The sequence below is a fragment of the Bacteroidota bacterium genome (assembly GCA_016715425.1).
Classification (GTDB): domain Bacteria; phylum Bacteroidota; class Bacteroidia; order Chitinophagales; family BACL12; genus JADKAC01.
Genome location: JADKAC010000007.1, coordinates 376958 through 400650, shown reverse-complemented (window position 1 = coordinate 400650; position 23693 = coordinate 376958). Strand labels below are relative to the sequence as shown.

At 32.8% G+C, this 23693-nt stretch carries 15 protein-coding genes; 3 read left to right on the top strand and 12 right to left on the bottom strand.

Translation table 11 applies throughout. From position 1 onward, the window contains the following. Window positions 1-67: 67 nt before the first annotated feature. The 4 genes from IPN31_14035 to IPN31_14020 all read right to left on the bottom strand — a co-directional run bounded on the left by IPN31_14035 (window position 68) and on the right by IPN31_14020 (window position 12248). Window positions 68-3592: a hypothetical protein gene (locus tag IPN31_14035; protein MBK8682995.1), complete on the bottom strand. Its 3525-nt coding sequence runs from the start codon at window positions 3590-3592 to the stop codon at window positions 68-70. Further along, window positions 3592-8850 carry a nuclear transport factor 2 family protein gene (locus IPN31_14030; protein MBK8682994.1) on the bottom strand — a complete coding sequence of 1753 codons (5259 nt, stop codon included), beginning with the start codon at window positions 8848-8850 and terminating at the stop codon, window positions 3592-3594. The genes IPN31_14035 and IPN31_14030 overlap by 1 nt, the downstream gene beginning before the upstream one ends. A gap of 142 nt (window positions 8851-8992) precedes the next feature. Further along, the gene (locus IPN31_14025; protein MBK8682993.1) at window positions 8993-11593 is read right to left on the bottom strand and encodes an SUMF1/EgtB/PvdO family nonheme iron enzyme; all 2601 of its coding nucleotides are present in this window, start codon (window positions 11591-11593) and stop codon (window positions 8993-8995) included. 256 nt (window positions 11594-11849) lie between these two features. Continuing rightward, complete coding sequence (locus IPN31_14020; protein ID MBK8682992.1) at window positions 11850-12248, bottom strand: hypothetical protein; 399 nt, start codon at window positions 12246-12248, stop codon at window positions 11850-11852. Window positions 12249-12402: 154 nt separating this feature from the next. On the opposite strand from IPN31_14020, the gene IPN31_14015 reads away from it, so the two are divergent. After that, on the top strand, window positions 12403-12753 hold the full coding sequence (locus IPN31_14015) for a hypothetical protein (GenBank protein MBK8682991.1): 351 nt from the start codon (window positions 12403-12405) through the stop codon (window positions 12751-12753). Next, window positions 12750-13151, top strand: a complete 402-nt coding sequence (locus tag IPN31_14010) for a hypothetical protein (protein MBK8682990.1) — start codon at window positions 12750-12752, stop codon at window positions 13149-13151. Before IPN31_14015 ends, IPN31_14010 begins: the two co-directional genes overlap by 4 nt. 14 nt (window positions 13152-13165) lie before the next feature. Here IPN31_14010 and IPN31_14005 read toward each other — a convergent pair whose 3' ends face one another. Continuing rightward, window positions 13166-14143 carry a haloacid dehalogenase-like hydrolase gene (locus tag IPN31_14005; protein ID MBK8682989.1) on the bottom strand — a complete coding sequence of 326 codons (978 nt, stop codon included), beginning with the start codon at window positions 14141-14143 and terminating at the stop codon, window positions 13166-13168. 271 nt (window positions 14144-14414) lie between these two features. On the opposite strand from IPN31_14005, the gene IPN31_14000 reads away from it, so the two are divergent. Further along, complete coding sequence (locus IPN31_14000; GenBank protein ID MBK8682988.1) at window positions 14415-16022, top strand: hypothetical protein; 1608 nt, start codon at window positions 14415-14417, stop codon at window positions 16020-16022. A 13-nt stretch (window positions 16023-16035) separates the two neighbouring features. Here IPN31_14000 and IPN31_13995 read toward each other — a convergent pair whose 3' ends face one another. The 7 genes from IPN31_13995 to IPN31_13965 form a co-directional block, all read right to left on the bottom strand. Beyond that, window positions 16036-17319 (bottom strand): hypothetical protein, encoded by a 1284-nt coding sequence (locus tag IPN31_13995; protein MBK8682987.1) that lies wholly within the window; start codon window positions 17317-17319, stop codon window positions 16036-16038. Beyond that, the gene (gene rnk / locus IPN31_13990) at window positions 17309-17719 is read right to left on the bottom strand and encodes a nucleoside diphosphate kinase regulator (protein ID MBK8682986.1); all 411 of its coding nucleotides are present in this window, start codon (window positions 17717-17719) and stop codon (window positions 17309-17311) included. The genes IPN31_13995 and rnk overlap by 11 nt, the downstream gene beginning before the upstream one ends. A gap of 251 nt (window positions 17720-17970) precedes the next feature. Further along, window positions 17971-18327, bottom strand: a complete 357-nt coding sequence (gene queD, locus IPN31_13985) for a 6-carboxytetrahydropterin synthase QueD (protein MBK8682985.1) — start codon at window positions 18325-18327, stop codon at window positions 17971-17973. A gap of 98 nt (window positions 18328-18425) precedes the next feature. Then, a complete protein-coding gene (locus tag IPN31_13980) occupies window positions 18426-19784 on the bottom strand; it encodes a flippase (protein ID MBK8682984.1) in 1359 nt (452 codons plus the stop codon). Continuing rightward, window positions 19784-21082 (bottom strand): polysaccharide biosynthesis C-terminal domain-containing protein, encoded by a 1299-nt coding sequence (locus IPN31_13975; GenBank protein ID MBK8682983.1) that lies wholly within the window; start codon window positions 21080-21082, stop codon window positions 19784-19786. The genes IPN31_13980 and IPN31_13975 overlap by 1 nt, the downstream gene beginning before the upstream one ends. A 50-nt stretch (window positions 21083-21132) precedes the next feature. Next, window positions 21133-22317 (bottom strand): MFS transporter, encoded by a 1185-nt coding sequence (locus IPN31_13970; GenBank protein MBK8682982.1) that lies wholly within the window; start codon window positions 22315-22317, stop codon window positions 21133-21135. A gap of 1 nt (window position 22318) precedes the next feature. After that, on the bottom strand, window positions 22319-23692 hold the full coding sequence (locus tag IPN31_13965) for a hypothetical protein (protein MBK8682981.1): 1374 nt from the start codon (window positions 23690-23692) through the stop codon (window positions 22319-22321). Window position 23693 lies beyond the last annotated feature (1 nt).

Genomic DNA, 23693 nt, shown 5'->3' with positions numbered 1-23693 from the left:
TTGTTTTATATGTACCCCGTGATTTTAATAGAATATTAATATTAGCACTAAAATATTTAACCGTGATTCAGACAACAGGTAACAAAATAATAAACACACTTCCTTCTCCTTCTTTCGTCTCCACTTTTAATTCACCGCCATGTCCTTTTGTAATAATATCATAACTCAAGCTCAATCCCAATCCTGTTCCTTGTCCTGTTGGTTTGGTAGTGAAGAATGGTTGGAATATTTTATCTAATACTTTTTGAGGGATGCCGTTTCCGTTATCACTTACATGTATCTCAATATGCTTATTCACTTCCCTTGTATTGATAGAAACGGTGGGTTCATATCCATCTCCTAACTGTTTTTTCTTTTCGCTTACAGCATAAAATGCATTCGTCAATAAATTCAGAATTACTCTTCCTATATCTTGTGATATAATATTTATTTCTCCAATGCTGTTATCAAAATCAGTTTTCATTGTTGCATTAAATGTTTTATCCTTAGCTCGTAATCCATGATAGGAGAGACGAAGATATTCATCGCATAATGCATTAATATCTGAAAGCTCTTTTCTGCCTGTACTGCTTCTTGAATGTTGCAACATACCCTTTACAATTGCATCTGCTCTTTTGCCATGATGATTTATTTTTTGTTCATTTGCTTTTATATCATCCGCTAATTCTATTGCTAATTGCTTATTGCCAATTGCTAATTCTGTTTTTAGTTCATCAATTAATTCTGTATTCACCTCCGAAAAATTATTTACAAAGTTTAATGGATTTTGAATTTCATGTGCAATGCCTGCGGTTAACTCACCAAGTGAAGCCATTTTTTCTGATTGCACTAATTGTGATTGGGTAGTTTTTAAATTCTCTATAGATTCTTGTAGTTGTTTTGTTCTATGAGTTACTTTCTCCTCTAATACTAAATTCTTTTTGCGTAATGCTTTTGACCGGTAGTGAATATACCCTCTGATGCTTGCACTAATTATAAGAATATATAGCACATAAGCCCACCAGGTTTTCCACCAGGGAGGAAGAATTTTTATTGTAATACTTGTTCCTGTGTTGTTCCAAACTCCATCGCTGTTTGCAGCCTTTACTTTAAAAGTATAAGTGCCGGGAGAGAGGTTGGTATAAGTAGCATTACGTTGTGTACCTGCCTGTATCCAATCTTTATCATAACCCACTAATTGATAAGCATATTGATTATTTTCTGCATCTACAAAATGCAAAGCCACGTATTGAAAATTAATTCTATTCTCATTATATCTCAATACAATTTTTTGATTTACTTCAGTATATACAATAGTGTCCTTTCCAAAGTCAGCACCATCAGGTTGATATCGGACGGATTCAATAACTACGGAAGGAGGAACCATATTCGCTTTTATGTCTGCTGGGTTAAAAGACATGATACCTTTTGATAAGTTTATATAAAAAGTGCCGATGGAATCTACATATATTAAATTTTGTCTTGCACCTGCTAAATGTTTTGATAAATTGTCAAAAACAACTATACTTTTATCCTCAGGGTTAAGCCTTGAAAATCCACGTTCTGAACCACACCAAATATTACCAGCATTATCTTCCTTTAGATATTGGACTGTATTATGCAATAGGCCATCTTGTTCAGAATATTTTGTTAATGTGCCGGTATTTTTGTCGAACAAAAACAGGCCGGATAAATATGTACCTACCCAAAGTCTTTTTTTACTGTCTTCTAATAAGCTGATTACACAATAAAAACCCTGATCATTATCTAAGTAACTTTTAAATTGATTTGTTTTTATATCAAAACGATTTAATCCACCATTGTTAGTACCTATCCATAATATACCTTCATCATCAAAAAGCATACTGCTAATTTGATCATCATCCAATTTATTATTGGGTTTCATTTCACCATCATTAATGATATAAGGATATCGTGTAAACTTTTGAGTTTGAATATTAAAACTGCACAGGCCATTGCTATATGTTCCTATCCATATATTTCCATTTTTGTCCGAAATAATTTTTCGAATTGTATTACTTAAAATGGAAGTACTGTCATTAGGATCATTTTTAAATTGAGTTACTAATTTTGTTTTAGGGTTATAACGAAACAAACCTGCAGACCAAGTACTTATCCATATATTGCCATCTATACCTACAATTACCTGAGTGATATTTTTGTAGACTTCCTTTTGATTAATATCAATGTTACTGAATTTGTTTGTCTCAGGATGCCATGCAAATAAGCTAATATTATCTGCAATAAAGCCAATACTATCTGCGTGCGACCCAACAATTCTGAAGTTAGAGGTATTACTTTCTTTTATAGCAGATATTTCATTCGGGTTAATAGATTGAGTAGCAAATAATGTTTTTTGATTATTAATATAAGAGATTCCAGACCAGGGCGTATTAACCCAAAGTGTACCATACCTATCGTAAAATAATGTATTGATAAACTGAAACTTCGGCAAATTTCCTTCTTCATTATCGCTTGGATAAATAGTTGCTAAAGCCGTTTTGGTATCTAAATAGCAAATGCCGGAAAAAGTACCTCCAAGCCATAAATTCCCAACGTTATCTGCTACTAGTGTACGTATATAAGTAGTGTTAATGGTGCCTTTTTCAAAAGGAATTACATAGTTGGTAAATGTGCTGTTATTATGATTAAATAATGAAATGCCATGTTCAGTGGCAAACCACAATCTTTTCAATGAATCTGTGAGAATATTTATACAATTAAATGCTAGTGCATTCTGGTCATTGCTATCAGGACTAAATACGATATACGCTTTTGTTTTAGTATTTAATTGTATAATATCTCTGCCTACTAATGTAGGATTTATATGATTAGTATTATTGGATGCGTATGTATTTAACCAAAGTATGTCCGGGGTAATAGGATCTTTAGTAATGCCGACAAACATGTGATTTTTTAAATATTGTGATAAATCAAAGTAGGGTTTAAAGGAGTGTGAAGTAGTATCAAAATAGCTCACCAAACTGTCGTTGTAAATCCAAATTATTCCGGCATTATCTTTTACAATATTTCCGTTATTATTTAATGCCAAATAATTTTTCTCCTTTTCTTCGGATCCATATTCTTCCAAATTAGCTTCGAGCGAATTGAATCTGTATAAGTGCATTTTATTGGTATTGTATTTATTTATCAATAACCAATAAATATTATTTTGATTATCTGCTTCCCATGCTATTACAGAGCTGCTCTTCAGTGTGTCTGCCAATTTTTGATCAATGGAAATACCTTCAAATTTATCTGTATTAGAATCATAATAATAGATACCATTTTGACCGGTGAATGCCCAAATTTTTCCATTCCTATCTTGAAGTAAATGTTTAATAGAATTAGTGGGAATTTGAATTCCTTTTTCACTTAACATAGGATATGGTTTAAGATAATATCCATCATACCTAACTAATCCATTTTGAGTACCCAACCATAAATACCCCTTATTATCTTCTAAATAGGATTGAATATATGCTTCCGGTAATCCATCCTGAACAGTTATGGTATTAAAATATGGTTTTTTATTTTGCGCTTGTGCAATACCTATTTGAAAAATTAGTACAGCAAGAAAAATTTTTTTCATTATTGTTTTTTGACTGACAATTGAATTATAAATGTTGTTCCTTCACCTTCTTTTGTTTCCACTTTCAATTCTCCACCATGTCCTTTTGTAATAATATCATAACTCAAACTCAATCCTAAACCTGTACCTTGTCCGGTTGGTTTTGTTGTGAAGAATGGTTGAAAAATTTTATCCAATACTTTTTGAGGTATACCATTGCCATTATCACTTACTTTAATTTCTACTATAACACCAATCCTTTTTGTAGTGATTGAGACAGTGGGTTCATATTTTATTAAACCAGATTTTTTCTTTTCATCAACAGCATAAAATGCATTGGTCAACAGATTTAAAATTACTCTGCCAATATCCTGTGGTATGATATTAATTTTTGAAATGCTTAAGTCAAAATCTGTTTTCATATTTGCATTAAACGATTTGTCTTTTGCTCTCAACCCATGATAACTTAATCTTAAATATTCATCACAAACTACATTAATATCTGTTGGCTCTTTTATTCCGCTGCTGCTTCTTGAATGTTGTAACATTCCTTTTACAATACCATCTGCTCGTTTGCCATGGTGATTAATTTTTTCAAGATTTTGAATTATATCTTTCATGATTTCTTTTGCATCATCAAGATTACCTTTTTCCAATTCATCTTTCATTTCATCCAACAATTCTTTACTCACTTCGGAAAAATTATTTACGAAGTTTAATGGGTTTTGAATTTCATGAGCAATGCCTGCTGTCAACTCACCAAGTGAAGCCATTTTTTCTGCCTGAATAAGTTGAGATTGTGTTGACTTTAATTCAATCAATGCTTCTTCTGCTCTTTTCTTTTCTGTCTGTAATTTAATTAAATCCTCTTCTGCCTGAATAGCATGTGCTTCGGCAATTTTTAAATCATTAAACCGAGTGAAAGTAAGATTGAATACTGCTGCAAAACGTTCTAACAATTTTGTTGTTTCTTCCGCTTGTTCCTCTGGTGAAGCAATACCAATAAATCCTTTTGAGAAATATGCAATAGTTTGTATTCTACGATTTTGAGATAGTCCGTCTTTAAATGGTATTTGCATTTCTTCGGCGAGATAATGAAAGTAGTTTTTTAATTCTTCACCTTGCATGTCAATAGTTAAAGTGGTTTTCTTTTCTTTCCAACCATTGTACATTTTTTTTACAGATGCATTTTTTTCTATGTTTAAAACAAAATGATTTGCAATCTTAGTCCCATCTTCATTGGTTGCCCATGCTTCTATGTTGCCGTTTTCCTCCTTAATTATTCCAATAAATAAACGATTGGGTTTTAAACCAAGATGCATCAATTGTTGAAACACTACTACCGATGTTTCTGCAAGTTCATCTGAACTTTGCATAGCCATAGTTCTTGCCCGCACTCTTTCTAAAGCAAGTTGTATTTGTGCTTCTTTAGCCTGTGCTTCTGCTTGTGCTAAATCTTTATATCTCTTGTATGCAAATGCAAATACATTTCTAAATCTTTTTAAAACTAATTTTTGTTCATCGCTTAATATGCCGAAGTTAGATAAGCCGATTCCACCATCACCAAATGAATAAAAGTTATAAGTAAGTTGATTGATATTTAATAATCGGGTATCTTCTTCTTCACCATTTTTTATGCGTAGATCAATAAGGTCTTGTAGGTCTTGTCCTTCCAAAATTATTTCAAAAAAAGCATCATTGCTGGATTCCATTTTTCGCACTTGTTTTTCAATAATTGGATGATCATAGTACGACATCAATGTTATGCTTTTACCCATTTCAGGAGAGTAATCATAATCTAAAAAAGTTTCATTTTCTTCGTTATGAATATCTATAATGGAATTGCGAATATTTTTAAATCCAAGTTCATATAATTGATCGTACAACACTTGAGTTATTTCTAATAACTCATCCGATTTTTGCAAACCAAGTGTAACAGATCTTACCTTTTCTAATGAAGCTTCTATTTTAGCTTCTTTTGTCTGTGCCTCTGCTTTTTGCAGATCGAGGAAACGGGTATATGTTTGTTGAAATACTTTTCCAAAACGCATTAATATTTTATTCTCTTCATCGGAATAAGGGATGCCTGAAAAGTTCTCCATGTAGAGGGAAGCATTATCAAATAAAACAGTAGCTGCTGCCAGACCCGGACAGCTTAAATAAAAATCTATTGATGCTTTCGGTAAATCGGGAACATATGATAGAAGCTGATTGTAAAATTTATTTTTTTCTTCAAAATTTAAATTGGTGGTAAAGTAATCTTCGTCTTTTTCTTTTGCAGCATTAAATTGATTTGCCCAAACAGATTCAAAATAGGGATGCGTTATTTTAGAAGGAATATCTTGCTCATCTGCAATCCAAAAATGCCAATCATCTTTTGGTTTATAATCAACAACAAAACCTGCGTGATCTAAATTAATTTTTAAACTGGTGAGTTGCTGATACACAATTTTTATAACGTCTTTAAGCTCTTCACTTTTTTGCATACCCATGGAATGGCTCCTCACTTTTTCCAGCGCCGCTTCTATCTGTGCTTCTCTTGCCTGTGCTTCTGCTTTTTGCAGATCCAGGAAACGGGTATAGGTTTGTTCAAATACTTTTGAAAAGCGTATGACTAAATTAATTTCCTGTTCCGAAAGTGATCTACCGGAATAATCATTGATGAATATGGACGAATTTTTCTGAAAGGCCGCTGAATAAGAATAAGTGTTAGCAGCAAGACAATAGTCTTTTATTTCCTGAGGTGTATGTTTATAGTCGCTAAATTGAAAAATATGATTTAAAAAAGATCGGCTTTCTTCAGCAGTGTATCTGGGAGCAATGAAATCCAAACCTTCCATTTTAGCTTTCCAATAATCAGAAAGTATAGGATGATCAAAATAAGTTTGATAAAATTTAATGGCAGAAGGGAAACCAGGATTTTCCAGCCACTCTATCTGATTTTTTGAACCTTCAATATGTGTAACAAGTGCCACTCCATCATCAACCGGTAGATTCAACTCCCTCATTTTTTCAACAATAACCGTAACCACTTCGCCCAATTCTTCTGCTTTGTGCATAGCCAGCGAACGGCTCCGTACTTTTTCAAGTGCGGCTTCTATCTGTGCTTCTTTTGCACTGGCTTCTGCTTTTTGCAAATCAATAAATCGTGTATAAGTCTGTTCAAATACTTTGGCAAAACGTTTGAAAATAGCATGTGCTTCTGTAACAGATTCGTGCGTATGAAATGTTAAATATCCATTATTGAAAAATGCAAAATGGTAAATCATTTTCTCTGGAAAAACATAATTGCTTTCTCTCAATTTTTTTATTACTTCTCCAATGCCTGTAAGTGTAATTAAATAATCAAAATGTTTTATTAATGCTTTACCTTTTACTACTATTACCTTGAAATCTTCATTATTTTTCTTTGCAGAAATTACTTCTTTATATATTTTACTTTCTGTATGTGGTAGTGTGAATGGTGCTTGTAAACTTCCCTCTGGTGAACTCATCCAAACAGTTGCGGTTTTTTCATTTTCATCCCAGATATTAAAACCACAACTGCCTGTTTCTATACCCAGGTTTTTTAATTGCTGAAAAAGAATAATAGCTGCATCCTGTAATTCATCACTATGTTGCATTGCCATAGTTCTTGCTCTCACTCTTTCCAATGCAAGTTCTATTTCAGCTTCTCTTGCTTGTAGTTTTGCTTGCGCAATATCTGAATAGCGCTGATAAGAAAGATTAAAAACATTGCGGAAGCGTTCTAATATTTTAACTTGTTCTTCGCTTATTGCTTGAAAAGATGAAATACTTAATGCGCCCAAACCTATTGAATAAGAATAATAATATACAGAGGTTGCTTTATTCAATTTAGGGTCAGGCAAATAACCAATTGATTCACGAAATTGTATCCATGCTTTCATTTCATTTTTCGGAATAATCACTTCGGCAAATGCATCATCTGCTTTTTTCAAATCATCTATCCATTTTTGTAAAACGGGATTTGTTTTGTAACTCATTTCAATAAAGCCGGTGATGCCATAGTCAGAATAATAATAGCTTTTAATAGTCTCTTTGCTATCATTATTAATTATCATTTCTGTATTCCGTATATCGGCAAAATTCAATGCTTTTAATTCAGTAAATAATGTTTCTCCAATACTCGCTAAATCTTCGGGCTTGCGCATAGCCATTGCAATTGCTCTTACTCTTTCAAGTGCTGTTTCTATTCTTGCTTCTTTCGCTTGTGCTTCAGCGTTTGCAATATCTATATAGCGTTGATAGGAAAGATTAAAAACATTGCGGAAGCGTTTTAGCAATATTTTTTTCTCACTACTGATAGGGCCAAAGGTGGAAATGCCGATAGAACCTATACCGATAGAGTAAAAATAATAGTAGAGGCCTTTAGTTGTAGCAAGTCTTGAATCAGTTTTTTCACCAATTTTTTTTCTGAATTTTTTCCATTCCGTTAAATCCTTCCCTTCGAAGTATGTTTCAGAAAAAGCATCTTTGGCACTTCGTATTTTTTTTATTTGTTTTTCTACAAGTGGATGAATAGTGTATGTTAAGTGATTTGTGGTTTTGCCAATCTCATCTGAATAATCATAGTTGATAAATGATTTGTCAGCATCATTGTGAATATTAATCATTGTATTGCGCATCTCGCCGAATCCAAGCGTATTGAATTCTTTATATAAAGTTTTGCAGATGTTCAATAGGTCGTCTGGCTGATGCATTGCCATCGCTTGCGCTCTCACTCGTTCAAGTGATGTTTCTATTTCCAGTTCACGGTTTTTTATTTCTAATTCTGCAGTTCTTCTTTTAATCGCATCTCTTAATTCTTGATTTTCTTTACTTACTTTTTCCCCACCTAGCGTTTCACCTTCTTGTGCTTTTGAATCGGGCATTGAAAAATGCTGATAGATAAATCGCCAACCTTCCGATTTTTTTTGAAGCACAGATGTAAACCGAAATTTGCCATAGTAAGCCCATTCTGATTCCATCAAAAAATAGGCATCAAAAATTTCAGTAATAAAAACTAAACCATCAAAAATTTCAATTATGCGAGTCTTATTTTTTATATCCGTTTTCCCAGCAAGTTGATCGGCAGTGGCTTTAAAAAAAATAGTTGTGTCCTTCCGATTTAAAAATTCTTCATTGTTGGTTGAGCCGATAAAATGGTAGGCATCATCTAAGTACGAATTATATGTTTTAACATCACCATTTAAATAACTATTTAACCAGGTGTCGTATGCTTCGGTAACTTCTTCTTTTATTTTTTTTATCAGTTTCATTTATTGTAATTAATTTTCTTCATTCCTCTTAATTCTATCAGAAAAAGTTTTCGTTTATGGTAACTCTTTATTAAATCTATGGTTTAAATAATATTTTCAATATCATTTCAATTCTTTTTTAAAATATATATTGAATTTATAATTACTGTGTTTGCCCCAAATATTTATCATACCAAAATAAAGACTCTTTCAGAAATTCTGCTCTTGGCACTAAATGTCCTGATTCATAAATTATGAGTTTTTTATCATTCGACGGCGTTCCTAAAAAATTAAACATTGGTTTTTGAGAAGTTTCCACAGGAAAATACATATCATATTTTCCATTGAGCATTAGTGTTGGTTGTGTAATTCTTGGCAAATAATTGATTTGGTCGGATTCGGGAAATGCTTTTGTCATACACATTCCTCCAACATTGAGTACTAAACAAGAAATGCGCTTTTCAACTGCTGGAATTATACCTCCCAAAAATCCACCCCAACTCCATCCCAAATATCCAATTTTATTTGATTGAATATCCTTTCTTGTTTCTAAATAGTCAATGCATCTTGATACTTCCTTACACCACATGCTTACATGATCTTTATATAAAGCAGTTTCAGCCGGTAAATCAGATTTAATTTCACTAAAACGCTCATGTGTTCCTTTGTATATCGGACGCATAATAGCTCTTCCACTTTTTAATATGAAATCAATACGATAAATAGTTTGAGGATCATATTTTCTTGAAAACAAATCACCCGATCCGGGAAAAAACAGTATCGTCTGATATGGACCTTTCATATTTTTTGGAATATAGAGATAAGCTTGCATTCGCTCATTATTATATCCCGCATCAAAAGATATTTTTTCGGCAGTCCAAAATTCACTTTCAATTACAGAATCAATTGTAGCATTCAATGGATTTTTGTCATACACAAATTGTCGTAGAAAAATATTAAAAGTTGCATCATCAACCGGCTTTTCTTCTTTAAAATTTCTAAAGGCCATGGGCACGTCCTTATCTAATATTGCTAATGTCGTATCATCAGGTAATGTTTGCATACACCGAAATCCATTAGTGGGACTTCTATCAATTGCTTGTTGTACATAGCTGTCGTTAAATGCATAAGTAGGATCATTAAAGCCACCACCTAAAATATATTTATACTCATCATTATTACTCGAATTAAAACACCATTCACGCACATTACCTGCCAGATCATAAATACCAAAAGAACAATAACCGGGTTTGCTTCCAACATCTACTATTGATTTTCCTCCTAAATTGCTGAGTGGTACAATCATTTCTGTTCTCGAAGTTTCTGCAACTAAACCCCAATGATAAATTGTAGGTAATTGCTTGCCTGCATATTTTGCATACGCCGCTGCTTCGTACCATGAAATACCAGAGACGGGTTGATTCTCCGTACCATCAATATAGCTGCCTGCTTCCCAAGTTGAAGGTCCGGCTCTTGAAGTCCTATCTATAAATAATAATTTGGCTTCATCAAGCGAAATTATTTTACCTCCGGAAATAATTGGATAGTTCCAAAATGCAGAGTTGTTGTAACCACCGGCATCCATAAATTCTTTGTATTGCTTGTTAGTTACTTCAAATTTATCCATCAGAAATTCATCAACTATTTTACCACCATGTTGTTCCAAACCAACAAGAAATAAATAAGATAAATTTTGTGGAATGCGCACCATGTTTTCAGGTAGCTCGTTCATTGCGTCCATCTTAAGCGTATCTATATCCGGACCTAAGCGCCAATAAGCACCGGGTCCTGCATATTCAATAGTTTGATATCCTTCCTTACGAAACTCCATGCGCAAATAGCTGCGAGAGAATCTTGCATCAACGATTGGTGTTACACCGGCTGATCGCCAAGGCGCATCCAATTTTTCATAATCTTTCCAAAAAACTTCTACACCTTCTGGTTCAGTAACTATAGTGAAAGTGCTGGCAACTTGTTCAAGTAATTTGTTTAAAACAGAATCTTTGGGAATATATTTATTAGCTTCTATCGCTAGGTCATACGCTTCAGTTGGTGGTCTGAAATTTTCCTCAACCAATTTCTGAATTTTAGGAATTAATGTGTTTTTAGCATATTGTTTTTTAAGAATAGGAGGGACGATAAAATAATATGCAAGGGCGAGAATTAATAAGATTGCAATCACCCTTATAAACAAAGTATTTTTTTTAATAGAGAATTGTTTGCTTACAAATTTTAAACCTTTGCCCTCTAATTTTTTATTTAGTGGGACTTGCAATCCACTATTACTTATTGCAAATATTTCTATTGGTTCAATCACATTTTTTAAGGTGTATTTTCCAAGCGAAACCGTTTCAATATCCTTTTGATTTTTAATATCATCCTGCACTTTAGCAGAAATAAAAATGCTGCCGTTGATTGCAAAGGACTCAAGTCGGGATGCAATATTTACACCATCACCATGCACATCACCCTCATCAAAAATTACATCTGCCTGATGAATACCAATCCTCAGTGGAACCACTGGTTTTCTTTGCATCTCAAGTTGAACAGCAATTGCAACTCGAACAGATTCTATTGCGCTATCGAAACTACATAGGGCGCCATCACCACTATATTTAATTACTCTCCCACCATGAATTGCAATTTCTGTTTCAAGTTTGGTTTTCAGTTTATTGCGGAGCTCTAATGCTAATGTTTCGTCTTCCTGCATTAATGCAGTGAACCCGGCAATATCAGCAAACATAATGGCAGCAAGTTGACGCATGATTTTTTTATTTTATGGGATGATTTTTAACGAGCAGATTATTTACACATTTAACAGCTCTTGTATTATTTAAAATTGTAATTGATACAATACTTTGGTTTAATAATATTAGTTGAGTGGAAATAACAGAATGGAATTTACAAAGTGAAAGATGCATATCACTAATGAGTTGAGTGTATTAATAAAACAATGGTATAAATACAACAAGAATAAGAAGAAGTTAAAACTGTTTTATGATGGGGGAGCTTAGATAACTTCATTTGTTTTCTTTAATTTCTTTCAACTTAATTTCTTCAATATCGGCTTCCATTTTTTCTTTTTTCATATCTACACGCAAAAGTTGAAATGCACTCATATAAATATTTGCTACCCATACTAAAGAAAATCCACTGATTATATACCCTCTCCAGTCCGGATATAATAATTTAAATTGGGTAAGTAATAAAAAAAAAATAGTTACATAATGACTGAAGCAATATTCGCAAGTGAACAGATAAAAGAATTTACATTTTAAAATACTTTTACTGTTTTTAGATTTTTTGAGACAGTATTCTCTTGGCTCTCTGGTAATTTCTTCATGGGTTATTGTCCAAGCAATACAAGCAATTGGAATTGCTAATAAAAACAGATAGGCAATCTGGGTAGATAGTTCCATTAAGATGGGTTTAGGGTTGTTAAATAATTTTATGCCATTTTAAAGGTAAGAAAACGCATCAGAAAGTCCGGCTGTCAACTAAATTTTATTAAAATTGTTCTATAATTATTTTTAAAGGTTTAGCTTATATTTGACCTCAATTTTTAAGATAAAAATGAAAGACACTAAAGAAATAATAGCAGAATTATTTGATTCAGTAAAGGACCTGATTCAAACGCAATACGATATTCTGATGCTGACATTTACGGTTCAACTTTCTAAGTTAGTCGGTTCAATATTGGGTAAGTTGGTATTTATAATATTTATGTTAATCGGGATTTTTTTCGGCAGTATAGCACTTGCATTTTATATTGGGTCAAAATCTGGAGATACTTTTAAAGGGTTTGCTTATGTGGCGGCTGGATATGTATTAATTGGATTAATTGCATTGTTCATACGCACTTCATGGTTGAAGAAAATATTTTTGAAAACTTTTGCTAATCAGATTTATAATAACGAAGAATGAGAAACACAATTCAAACTGCCGATGACGTCCAGGTGGAATTTGCCAGACTGAGAGCATTAAAGGAAGGGTATGAGGATAACATCAAAGATTCTATATCCGAATTACAGGAGTCGCTTAAGCCTATCAATATAATCAGAGAAGTATTTGATAGTGCTAAAGAAAAAATTACTGATGGAAGAAGCCTAATGGATACTCTAAAATTGGGGTTTAAATCAATCACGCAAGATAGCAGTTTCAAAAAAGGACCAAGTACTATCATTAAAGGAATAGCCAGCTTGTTGTTTTTTAATATTATTAAAGGAACACAAGGTGACAAGAAATTCGATTGGCGATTATTTGCAAATGGTCTTGTGCATGATCTTACAAATAATGATTCAGAAAAAGAAGATGATGATTAATTGAATGTTAAGGATTAATTCTTAAACACTTGCTTCCAATCTTTTTGTATATCCACTATTATCCAATTATATTTTTCGGCATCATCTAATCCTTTATTTAATTTACCAATAGCTGAATTTCTATCATAAGCAAATTCACGAATAGAATCCGTGTGATGTACCAGCAAACACATATTCGGTTTATCACCCGCACTTGTCCATTGCAACATTTGATAATCACCATCAGAATTACCGCTGGCAAACACAGGTCGTTTACCTATGTATTGATAAATACCAATTGGTTTTCCGGCACCATCATCAATAAAATTTAATTCTGGTAATTTTTGTATTGTAGGCACATCATCTTTTATAATATATTGTGTTTTTCCCGAAGATCCGATAACCTGATAAGGAGGAATGCCATACAAGGTTTCTGCAAACACTCTCATAAAATCAACACCACCACCAGATACAATAAATGTTTTGAAATTGTTTGCACGCAAATAATTTAATAACTCTAGCATGGGTAAATAAATCATATCCTTATAGTGTTTTCCCGTAGCTGGATTGGAGGCAGTGTCAATCCAATTTTTTACAACTAAGCTAAAACTGTCGGTGCTGATATTTGCATGAGTAGCCATTATAATTTCTAATAAGGCATGTTCACCACCCGCCAATACATTTGAAATATTTCCTTCAAGAATTGATTTATAGGGTTCCTGATTTTTCCATTCAGGATGACTGGGAGCCAATGCTTTTATTCGATCAATTGCAAACGCAAGTTGAAAATATATTGGTTGTTCAGCCCATAGCGTTCCATCATTATCAAAACATGCAATACGATCTGCAATGGGAATAAAAGATTGATTTGTTGAGTCAGTAGTTTTTGAAACAAATTTGATAATGGCATTTTTTGTGGGTGTATCATTCCAGGAGGAAAGTACATTTTGTGAAGTGATTTCCTGAGTAATTTCCTTCTTAGTACCAGTTTTTTCACAAGCACTTGAAGACATCCATACTACAAAAGTTAAAATGAATATTACAGTTGAAAACTGTGGTGGTTTACAAGTGTTATTTATTGAAAATCGCATCGGTATTAAGTTGCTAAGTAAAATGAATTTTTAAAAATACATAAAAGTGATTACTTAAATTTTCTTATTTGGATAATTATAAACTTTTGAATTTACAGATTGATTTATATTCATACTCACCTATCATTCAACTTAATTATTTTTGAAGCTTAAATGTGTTTCATTCAATTTTAAAAACTATAACTAAAGTATAATGCGATCTGGATTTGAAAGCAATATTAATTCACTAAAATCTCTCGTTAATCGATTTGATGAGGAAAGCAATACACAGAAAATTACGCTTTTAGAATTACTGTCCAAGAGAAAGATTGTGTGTAATAGTATATTGAACGAGTATGTAAATGCATTACTTTTTATATGTGCTTTTCCAAATAATAAAAAAGTGAAGTTGATTGCTGAAAGTGAGTTGAAAAGAATTACAACAACATTAAAATCTGCGCAGAGTAAGTCAAAAGTGCAATATGTAAATTCCGGCCTTCCTTTTACTGAATATTTAGGTTGCTTCTCACATACGTTTGTTTCCTTGCTTTCTACCCATCCGGGTTGTGAAGTACAACTTAGTTCAATAGAGAATACCAAGTTTGATTTAAATGATATTTTGTATCTCACATTGCCTCCTATGGAAAGGAGTATTACAACTTCCGGCTATTCAAATTTTGATTTGATGGATGCACTTTTAGTAAATGAAAAAAAGCGACTTCCTTTTATACTAAATGAATTGAACCGAGTAAAAAACCAAACTTTTGTAAAAGACTTTTTATATGATGGTTTGGAGATTTATGTGAAGTTAATTCCCCGAAAGAAAGAGTTTTCAAAAATCTATAACCGCATTGCGAAACAAGAAGTATATTATCATTCGGAGATAATTAAAAAATTCGATCATATTGAATTATTAAATAGAAACGTAGCTGCTAACACATTAAATCAAAAAGAAAAAAATGATCTCTTATTTGTAATTAATAATGCTATGGCTGTAACTGCCAGAGAAACAGATACCGTTACTTATATGGATGAAAATTCATTGCAGTTTTATGAATTGGAGAGAGGGTTATCTGTTGCAATTTATGGTATGATTTCCGAGCGACAATTGCCTTTAGAATCCTATGTGGGATATACATTATTTAAAAATGAATTTCCTGTAGCGTATGGTGGTGCCTGGGTTTTTGGCGAGCGTGCTGATTTTGGAATAAATATTTTCGATGCATTTCGTGGTGGAGAATCGGGTTATATGTTTTGTCAGTTGTTGCGTGTATTCCGACAAGTATTTCAAATTAATTATTTTCTTGTAGAAGCATTTCAATATGGCTTGGATAATCCGGAAGGAATTGACTCCGCAGCATTTTGGTTTTATTATCGCTATGGATTCAAACCATTAAATAAAGAAATAAATATGATTGCAAATATTGAATACAAAAAAATATCTGCATCAAAAAAATATCGCACAAGTAAACGTATATTATTGAAATTTACGGAAAGTAATATTGCACTTAATCTCGGCAAAAAAATCCCGGTGAGTATTGGTGATATTACTACAAAAGTTCGACAAATGATTCAGCGAGAATATAAGGGTGATAGAGAGCAGGCGGAGATAGGTTCTTCCAATTTATTTTTAAGTAATACTAACTATAATGAAACCTTAAACACAAATGAAAATCTGGTATTGAAAGAAGTGGCATTATGGGCAAATGCGTTTCAAATTATGGATTCAAATAAGTTAAAAATTCTAACTCAAATAATTAAAACAAAACCAGTTGACGTGTATGCATATCAACAACTAATTCTGCAATTTTTTAAAGATTAAGAATTCTGTAATATCAGGGTTCTGATTTTTTGTATTTCAACACATTAATACTTCCTTTTACAAATCCGTTTTTATCACCTTCTGAAGAAATTAAAAGGTCTCCGTTTTCATAAAAACTCAAACCCTCAGGTTTATAATAAATATCGGAAGACAATGGGATTACATTTTTTAATTTCTGTTTATTATAAATAGCAATTATTCTATCCTCTGCGGAGAGGATATAAATTTCATTTGTTTTTGGATGAATAGCAATTGCTGAAGGATTAAATTGAATTGTAGTATTTCCAATTTCAGGATAATGCGAAGTAAGAAAATTCGATAATTCAGGAATATCAATTTCTAAATACGATTCTAATTTTGAAAGATTATGCATTTCTGCACGATAGATAATTCTTTTATCGTTGGATTGATTTATTACTGCATCTTTATTTGCAAGATATAAATATCCGTTGTTATAGCAAATGCCTTCAACATTTAAAGTTTTAACAGGCAGCGGTAATGAAGTAATATTCGAATGATTATCTAAATCATATTTAAATATATGTCCATCGCTTCTTAATACTATTAATACATTTTCAAATATCGTGATATCTTCAAAATCACCGACATCTGTAAATCGAAAACTGTTTACAATTTCTTGCCTTTGAATATTGTACTGAAAAATAGAACCGAGTTCGTCTTGTACACAATAAATATTTGCAGAATCTGCGATAGCTAATCCCGATATTTCACGCAATAACTCAGGCATTTCATACACGGAATCCGGATTTAAAAAATTATATTGCGCATCCACATACATTTTATTTTGTGTGATGTTTTGAAAATCCCATTTTTGAGAAACATCCACCGGCTTTAGTTTTAACCACTTGCCATCTAAAGAAAAATAAACGTTCTGTTCAATACCTTCTTTAATAATTTCAACTTTTAAAAATGAAGTATCAGGCGTTATAATTTTTGAAATTTCGTCCAATACAAATCCGGGATAGCTCTTCAGCAGTTTTTTATTAATTATTTCAAATGGAACTTCCTCTTGTGATACCCCAAACGAAGTATATAAAAGCGTATTTTCTTTCATCACAATCTCGAAAACTTTACCATCACAAATAAAATCAACTTCATAAATGCCTTCCTCTTTCCGCTCCACTTCTATAATATCGGGATTGGCACATTGTTGTTTAATAATATTTAAATAGGATTGCGGTATTTGTTTATTGCCGCTATTCGTTTGTCCATTGCATGAAATAGCTAACAAGATTACAGCAACAAATCCAGCATGTTTCAAACTTTTATAAATCATAGTCGCCTGTTGCTTCGGGTTGGTATATAATTTCCTCAATTTTAATTTTTGTAAGTCCGGCAGGTACTATCCATTCAATTTCGTCATTTACTTTATACCCGATTAAAGCAGTCGCAATAGGTGAGAAGATAGATATTTTGTTCTCTTTTATATTGGATTGATCGGGATATACAATTTGAAATTGAATATGCTTTTTTGTATTGGTAAAACTTATTTTAACAATAGAATTCATGGTTACCACATTGGAAGGAATGGCTTCCGGTTCCACAATCTTTGCGGATTTTAATTCTTGTAATAATAGTTCTGCCTCTTTGTTATTAATGGATCTAAAGTTTTTTGCGTCCTTAATACACTTTGTTATTCGGGCATAATCAAGTCTGTTAATAATAATATTCTTCATAATTACTTTTTTAAAAAATTCAATAAAATATAAATGATTTGTTTCAGGAGATAAATAATCCAATAACAGGAATTAAAGGAAAAACTAAGATAATGAAAAAATCAGATTGTGTTTAATAATTGCTGAGATTTTTTCTTAATAATTCTGTTTTATTTGTCTTTTTGGTAATTGATTATAAAAGAGTTAACTGTTTTTAATTGAATGTTATTTAAACCCAAATTAAACTTAATAGTTCAAAAGTATGATAAGCGTTATTTACCTTCATAAATCACTCCTGAACTTGGTGTTTCGTGTAATTCAATTTTTATGAGTGAAGGGATTTCTGGTTTAATTTTATTCCAAAGCCAGATGGCAATATTTTCACAAGTAGGATTTTCCAAACCCGGTATATTATTCATTAATTGATGGTCAACTTTATTCACCACAGGCTCCACTACCTTTTTTAATTCTGCAAAATCCATTACCCATTCCAAATGTTTAACCAGAGGACCTTCTATATGTAACACCATACGATAAGTATGGCCATGAATTTCTTTACACTTATGTCCTTCCGGCACGTTAGGTAAAAAGTGGGCTGAATCAAAAAGAAATTGTTTGAAAATCTGCATAGCAATTAAATTTCTGCAAAGTTGCCAAATTGAATTGTAATTATTGGTGTAACTATAGAAGAGAATTCATTTATTAGTCTATGAAATATTTTTAGCTATTATCTGAATTTTATTTTTTTCAATTCTCGTATTGCGGGAATGATAAGAATTACCCTTAGTAAACTTTTATTTTGCTCAATAAAAATTTTACGGGTAGCCTTTGGAATTGCATACGCAAAATAATAGGCAAATGCATATGATATTAAAGTAGCCATTGCAGCACCATTAATACCGTATATTGGAATTAAATACATATTCAATACAATATTGGCGATGGCGCCAATGGCAGAGTTTATCATCCAATAGCGTTGGTTGTTTTCTAATATTAACCAACGATTACTAATTGATCCAAAAAAGATAAATAGGCTGCTGAAAATATGTATTTGTAAAGTAGAAAAAGAGCCACTGTATTCACCACCAAAAATAAAAAGGATAATGAATTTTGAGAATATACTTACAGGAATTATTACCGAAAGTGCAACAACAATAAGTAAGATATACATCTGACGTATGCGATTCATAAATAGCGTATTATTTTCCTTATGCGCATTAACTAATGCAGGATATAAAGAGCCGCTGAGAATCCAGGGAATTGTAATCCATGCTTCTGAAATTTTAACAGCTGCTGCATACAAACCAACAGCGGTATCATCCAACATGTGTTGTAACATCACCTGATCAACTTTTAAATAAATAGTGGTGAGCATACCGGAAAATATTAATGGCCAGGAACGTCCTATTAAACTGCGAATTATTGGTATTGAAAATTGCATGGAGCGCACACTATTTCCCATGCGGCGATAAAATATTAATAGTATGCTTCCTACAATTGCGGAATCAATTGCAAATAAATAAATAAAATATATTAGGGGGAATTCATTTACTACAAGATAGATTTTTAATATACTAATACAAGTAAGTGAAATGAGTTGTGCAATAACTGTAAACTTTGAAACAACCTTTGCCTGAAAATATAAATTGATTACTTCAAAAGATCTGATAATTGGTTGCAACGATGCAAGAAATAAAAGCCAACGCATTGCATTATCTTCTTCGGTGAAAGAGGAAGCAATAATTATAAGTACAGAAGCTAAAATGCTACCTGCAAAACGAATAAAAAGGCCACTGCCCATCAACATGTTTTTTTTATCCGGATCGTTCAGCAAATCTTTTACTAAAATATTGTTGGTACCTAATGAAGCCAGCACTGAGAATATAGCAACATAACTAATTACATAATTATAGATACCGAATTGTTGCGGACCTAAATAGCGGGCAACCATTGCACCGATAATAAGTGCAACCAGCATTTGGATTGCACGGGCACCCAGCAGCCACCCGGTATTTGTTGCATAGCGTTTAAAGCCTGAGTTACCGGTGAAAAAGTAATTGTACCAACGTTTGAAAAAGTGAAACATCAGTTGCTTTTACGTTTTCTAAATTTCAGAAAAATAATTCTGCGTGCCTCAGGAAATTCTCGTGAATAATACATTTTTCCCAATAGCAATAAAAAGAAGCTAAGTGCGCTTGCTATCGCTGCACCAAGAATTGAAAATTGCGGGATTAAAATAAAATTCAACAGGATATTAAATACCGCAGCAGCAACGGTAGCTTTTACAATTGCAATATCATGTTTGCGCACATATAAAATATAATGGAAAATAAGTGTAGCATTAAATATCATTTCTGCAATCACTAAAATTATAAATGCATCGAACTGCTGAAGGAATTCATTTTTATCTAAAAATAAAATGATGGGATAAATGATAATCAGTAAAAGGATAGCAGCTAATACAGTGAACAAGGCCATCTGTTTTGTAAACTTTGATTGCGTTATTCTGTAATCATAATTTGAGTGATGGAAGTTTTCAATTAATCTGGGAGAAAAAACAATTACAACTGCGGTATGTACTATTATTTCAACCAGATTTGCCATGCTGGAATAAAATGTATAGATACCTACATCTGTTTTTGTATGATAGTAATCAATAAAATATCTGTCGGCAAAATCAATAAGTTTAAATGCGATAGTGCCGACAAAAAACAACAGACTTACTTTAACACCTCTTCGAATCCATTGCCAGTCAATAGGAATATTTTTAAAGGATTTGAATTTGAATTTCGAAAAGAAATAAATAGATACAGTCATGGCCATAATTCCCCCACTGGTCCAAAACAGGAAAATTATTTTAAGTGGTTTGAAATTATCATATCCGGCACTCCATAATAACACCAGAATAAACGCCCATAAACCGGTGCGCAGAAATAAAATAATATTAGCAATCAGTGGTTTTGAAAAAACAACGAAAGTGCGATAGCTCTCTTGCGCTAAATGTTCGAATATGAGAATGATATAAAAGAATAATATGAATTTCATTTCAATCACACCGAAAAAAAATAATAAACTCATCAGTGGAAATAAAATGATATAACTGATAATATAAAACACAAATTGATTGCGCAATAAAGCACCTCGTTCTTCCTCTGGATATTCTAATATACTACGAGTGGAATAAGTGTAAAAATCTAAACCAACTAGATATAATGATAATGCAATGGAAGTGCTGAAAATACCCCATTCCCCTAATTGCTCGGTGGTAACATGTTTAGCTAAAAATATTACAAACAAGAACTTACCGGTGAGTGAAAGTCCCCGTAATATCAGATTAATAGTTGTTCGCTTATCTAAGAGTTTTAAGTACCCTGGTAATTGCATGATAGTATAGCTGTGCTAAGTAACAAACTTTTAATGGATTGTAGAGATTATCATGTGCTTGCAAATTGTTGAGGAGGACGCAGTTTTATAAAATAAAGAATTACTATAACACTTACAACAGCGGTTAATCCGAATGCCCATTCTGCATTAACAGTAAACCATATTAATCCCGCAAGGCTGCTGGCTACAAATGCACAAATACTATTAAGCGCACCATAAGCACCCAATGCAGTTGCTGTTTCTTGTTTTGGTGCTACTAAGGAAATCCATGCTTTGCTTATCCCTTCCGTTGCTGCGGCATACACGCCATATAAAAAGAAAAGTATCCAGAAAATACCGGGCACATTTAAGAAAGCAAAACCGAAATACACCAGTGCATAAATAAAAAGTCCTGCAATAAAAGTTGTTTTTATTCCAATTTTATCAGCAAGTATTCCGGCAGGAAAAGAAAATATTGCATACACCAGATTATAAAAAATATAAATGCCGATAACCAAAGTATCTTCCATTCCTGATTGTTTCATTTTCAACAATAACAAAATATCGGTGCTGTTAAATAATGCAAATAATAATAATCCACCTAATAATTTTTTATATGCCGGATCGGCATGTCGCACATATTTTAAAAACTCAAGAAGCCCCGGTTTTTTTTGTGGTGGTTCAATGGTTTTTTTTTCTTTCAATAAAAATAATAGTGCAACACTTATTATTCCGGGAGCAAATGCAATAAGAAACAAAGCAGTAAACTGACCGGGAAAAAAATATAAATAAATTAATGCAATCATCGGCCCCAGCACTGCACCCAATGTATCCATACCTCTATGAAATCCGAAGATGCGTGCTTTCGTTTCCCGGGTGGAAGCATCGCTTAACATGGCATCTCTTGCACCTGTTCGTAATCCTTTTCCAAAACGATCTGTAGTGCGTGCAAAAAATATCCAAAGCGGATATGTAAATGCTGCCATCATCGGTTTTGAAACAGCACTTAATAAATATCCTAAGCGCACAAATGGCAATCGTTTTTGTGTGAGATCCGACACTTGACCGAAGTATCCTTTGCTTAATCCTGCTGTGGTTTCCGCTACACCTTCCAATACACCAATTAATAAAATACTGAAGCCGATACTTTCAAGATAAACTGGCATTACCGGATACAACATTTCACTTGCCATATCAGTAAATAGACTTACTGCGCTCAAAACAAGTACAGGCCGTGTAATATATTTTAGGCGCATGTTATTCTAATGAAATATTTTCAAGACTAATATTTTCATCACCGGTTTGATACGACATGTATGTAAAAATAAATTGAAACATTTCGTTTGTTGTTTTCATGCTTTCAAACGGATTAGATCTTTCAATTATAACTTGTGGAGGATTGTATGGATTGTTCGGATTATATTCTGTGTTATCATAAGTTGCTTCAGCAATAATTCTTGAACTTGCCGGAATTTTCTGCACCTTTTTAAATGTATAAAAATATTGCCAGCGGAAATCCCATTTAGGAATTGACACCAGTGGAATAGTATCATTTTGCGGAGTAACTGCATAGGCAATAAAAGATTTTCCCAATAAATGCATGTGCGGATTTACAGTGAGCATGGACAAGTCTGCCTGCACTTTATATTCTGTTCTGAAAGTCATTATTGCTCCGGCCGGAATTACTAATGGAGGTTCAATACGGGTTTCACCAAGTGAGCCCATTACTATTTCATATGTAGGACGCTGAGGGGGAACATCAGTTAAAAAAATATTGAAGTAGGAACCATCATCTATAGTGTCAACAGGAGAGGGGCCATAATGAATATCATTAATAAAAAAAGCATTGAGTGTTGTTAAGCGATAACCGCCAATTCCTTTTGGATATACAGCAGGAGAAACACCGGGTAAATAATTGCAAACCAATGGAATTAAACTGGGGTAAGTGCCATCATCATTTTTATTTTGCATGCGATTATTTACTTCTTCCGCAGTGAGTGTAAGATCTGTTGGAATTACTTTTTCTCCTGCAAATAAATCTGTTTTATTTCCGGCAGTATATTGAATCAAGTTTGCATTCATGTGATGCAATAATTTTTTGTTGCCGGGAATAAATTCAATGGTGCGAATAAATTTATCATGGTCTGCTTCAAACGGTATTTTCATTAAAAAGAATTGATCTTTATTATTCCCGGGCAATTGAATTACTTCAGGAAATTTTACCACCATATCGGGTACACCAATCTGTGATCCTTCGGGAAAATTTGGCGGTATCGGGATGTTTGTGGAATCGCCAATCGGGCTGCCATTTTCTACCCATGTTAATAGCATTTCTTTTTCTTTTTCAGTCAACATACGTTCGCCAACAAAAGAAGAATAATTTGGATCAGCAGGCCAGGGTGGCATAAAACCGGATTGCGTAACTTTTACAATTGTCTTTGCTTTTTTACGCACATCATCATAAGTAATTAATGAAAAAGGTCCGGCAGAATTCGGACGATGACATGGTGTGCAATTCTTATAAATTATCGGTGCAATATCATTGCTGAATGTAATCGTCTTTTCCTTTTCATTTTTACATGAAAATAAAATTGCGCAGATAATAAAAAATAGTAGATATATTTTTTTCATG

What these genes read in the sequence shown, in the direction of transcription:
- IPN31_14035 (MBK8682995.1), bottom strand. Translation starts at nt 3,592, where the DNA reads ATGAAAAAAATTTTTCTTGCTGTACTAATTTTTCAAATAGGTATTGCA.
- IPN31_14030 (MBK8682994.1), bottom strand. Translation starts at nt 8,850, where the DNA reads ATGAAACTGATAAAAAAAATAAAAGAAGAAGTTACCGAAGCATACGAC.
- IPN31_14025 (MBK8682993.1), bottom strand. Translation starts at nt 11,593, where the DNA reads ATGCGTCAACTTGCTGCCATTATGTTTGCTGATATTGCCGGGTTCACT.
- IPN31_14020 (MBK8682992.1), bottom strand. Translation starts at nt 12,248, where the DNA reads ATGGAACTATCTACCCAGATTGCCTATCTGTTTTTATTAGCAATTCCA.
- IPN31_14015 (MBK8682991.1), top strand. Translation starts at nt 12,403, where the DNA reads ATGAAAGACACTAAAGAAATAATAGCAGAATTATTTGATTCAGTAAAG.
- IPN31_14010 (MBK8682990.1), top strand. Translation starts at nt 12,750, where the DNA reads ATGAGAAACACAATTCAAACTGCCGATGACGTCCAGGTGGAATTTGCC.
- IPN31_14005 (MBK8682989.1), bottom strand. Translation starts at nt 14,143, where the DNA reads ATGTCTTCAAGTGCTTGTGAAAAAACTGGTACTAAGAAGGAAATTACT.
- IPN31_14000 (MBK8682988.1), top strand. Translation starts at nt 14,415, where the DNA reads ATGCGATCTGGATTTGAAAGCAATATTAATTCACTAAAATCTCTCGTT.
- IPN31_13995 (MBK8682987.1), bottom strand. Translation starts at nt 17,319, where the DNA reads ATGATTTATAAAAGTTTGAAACATGCTGGATTTGTTGCTGTAATCTTG.
- rnk (MBK8682986.1), bottom strand. Translation starts at nt 17,719, where the DNA reads ATGAAGAATATTATTATTAACAGACTTGATTATGCCCGAATAACAAAG.
- queD (MBK8682985.1), bottom strand. Translation starts at nt 18,327, where the DNA reads ATGCAGATTTTCAAACAATTTCTTTTTGATTCAGCCCACTTTTTACCT.
- IPN31_13980 (MBK8682984.1), bottom strand. Translation starts at nt 19,784, where the DNA reads ATGTTTCACTTTTTCAAACGTTGGTACAATTACTTTTTCACCGGTAAC.
- IPN31_13975 (MBK8682983.1), bottom strand. Translation starts at nt 21,082, where the DNA reads ATGCAATTACCAGGGTACTTAAAACTCTTAGATAAGCGAACAACTATT.
- IPN31_13970 (MBK8682982.1), bottom strand. Translation starts at nt 22,317, where the DNA reads ATGCGCCTAAAATATATTACACGGCCTGTACTTGTTTTGAGCGCAGTA.
- IPN31_13965 (MBK8682981.1), bottom strand. Translation starts at nt 23,692, where the DNA reads ATGAAAAAAATATATCTACTATTTTTTATTATCTGCGCAATTTTATTT.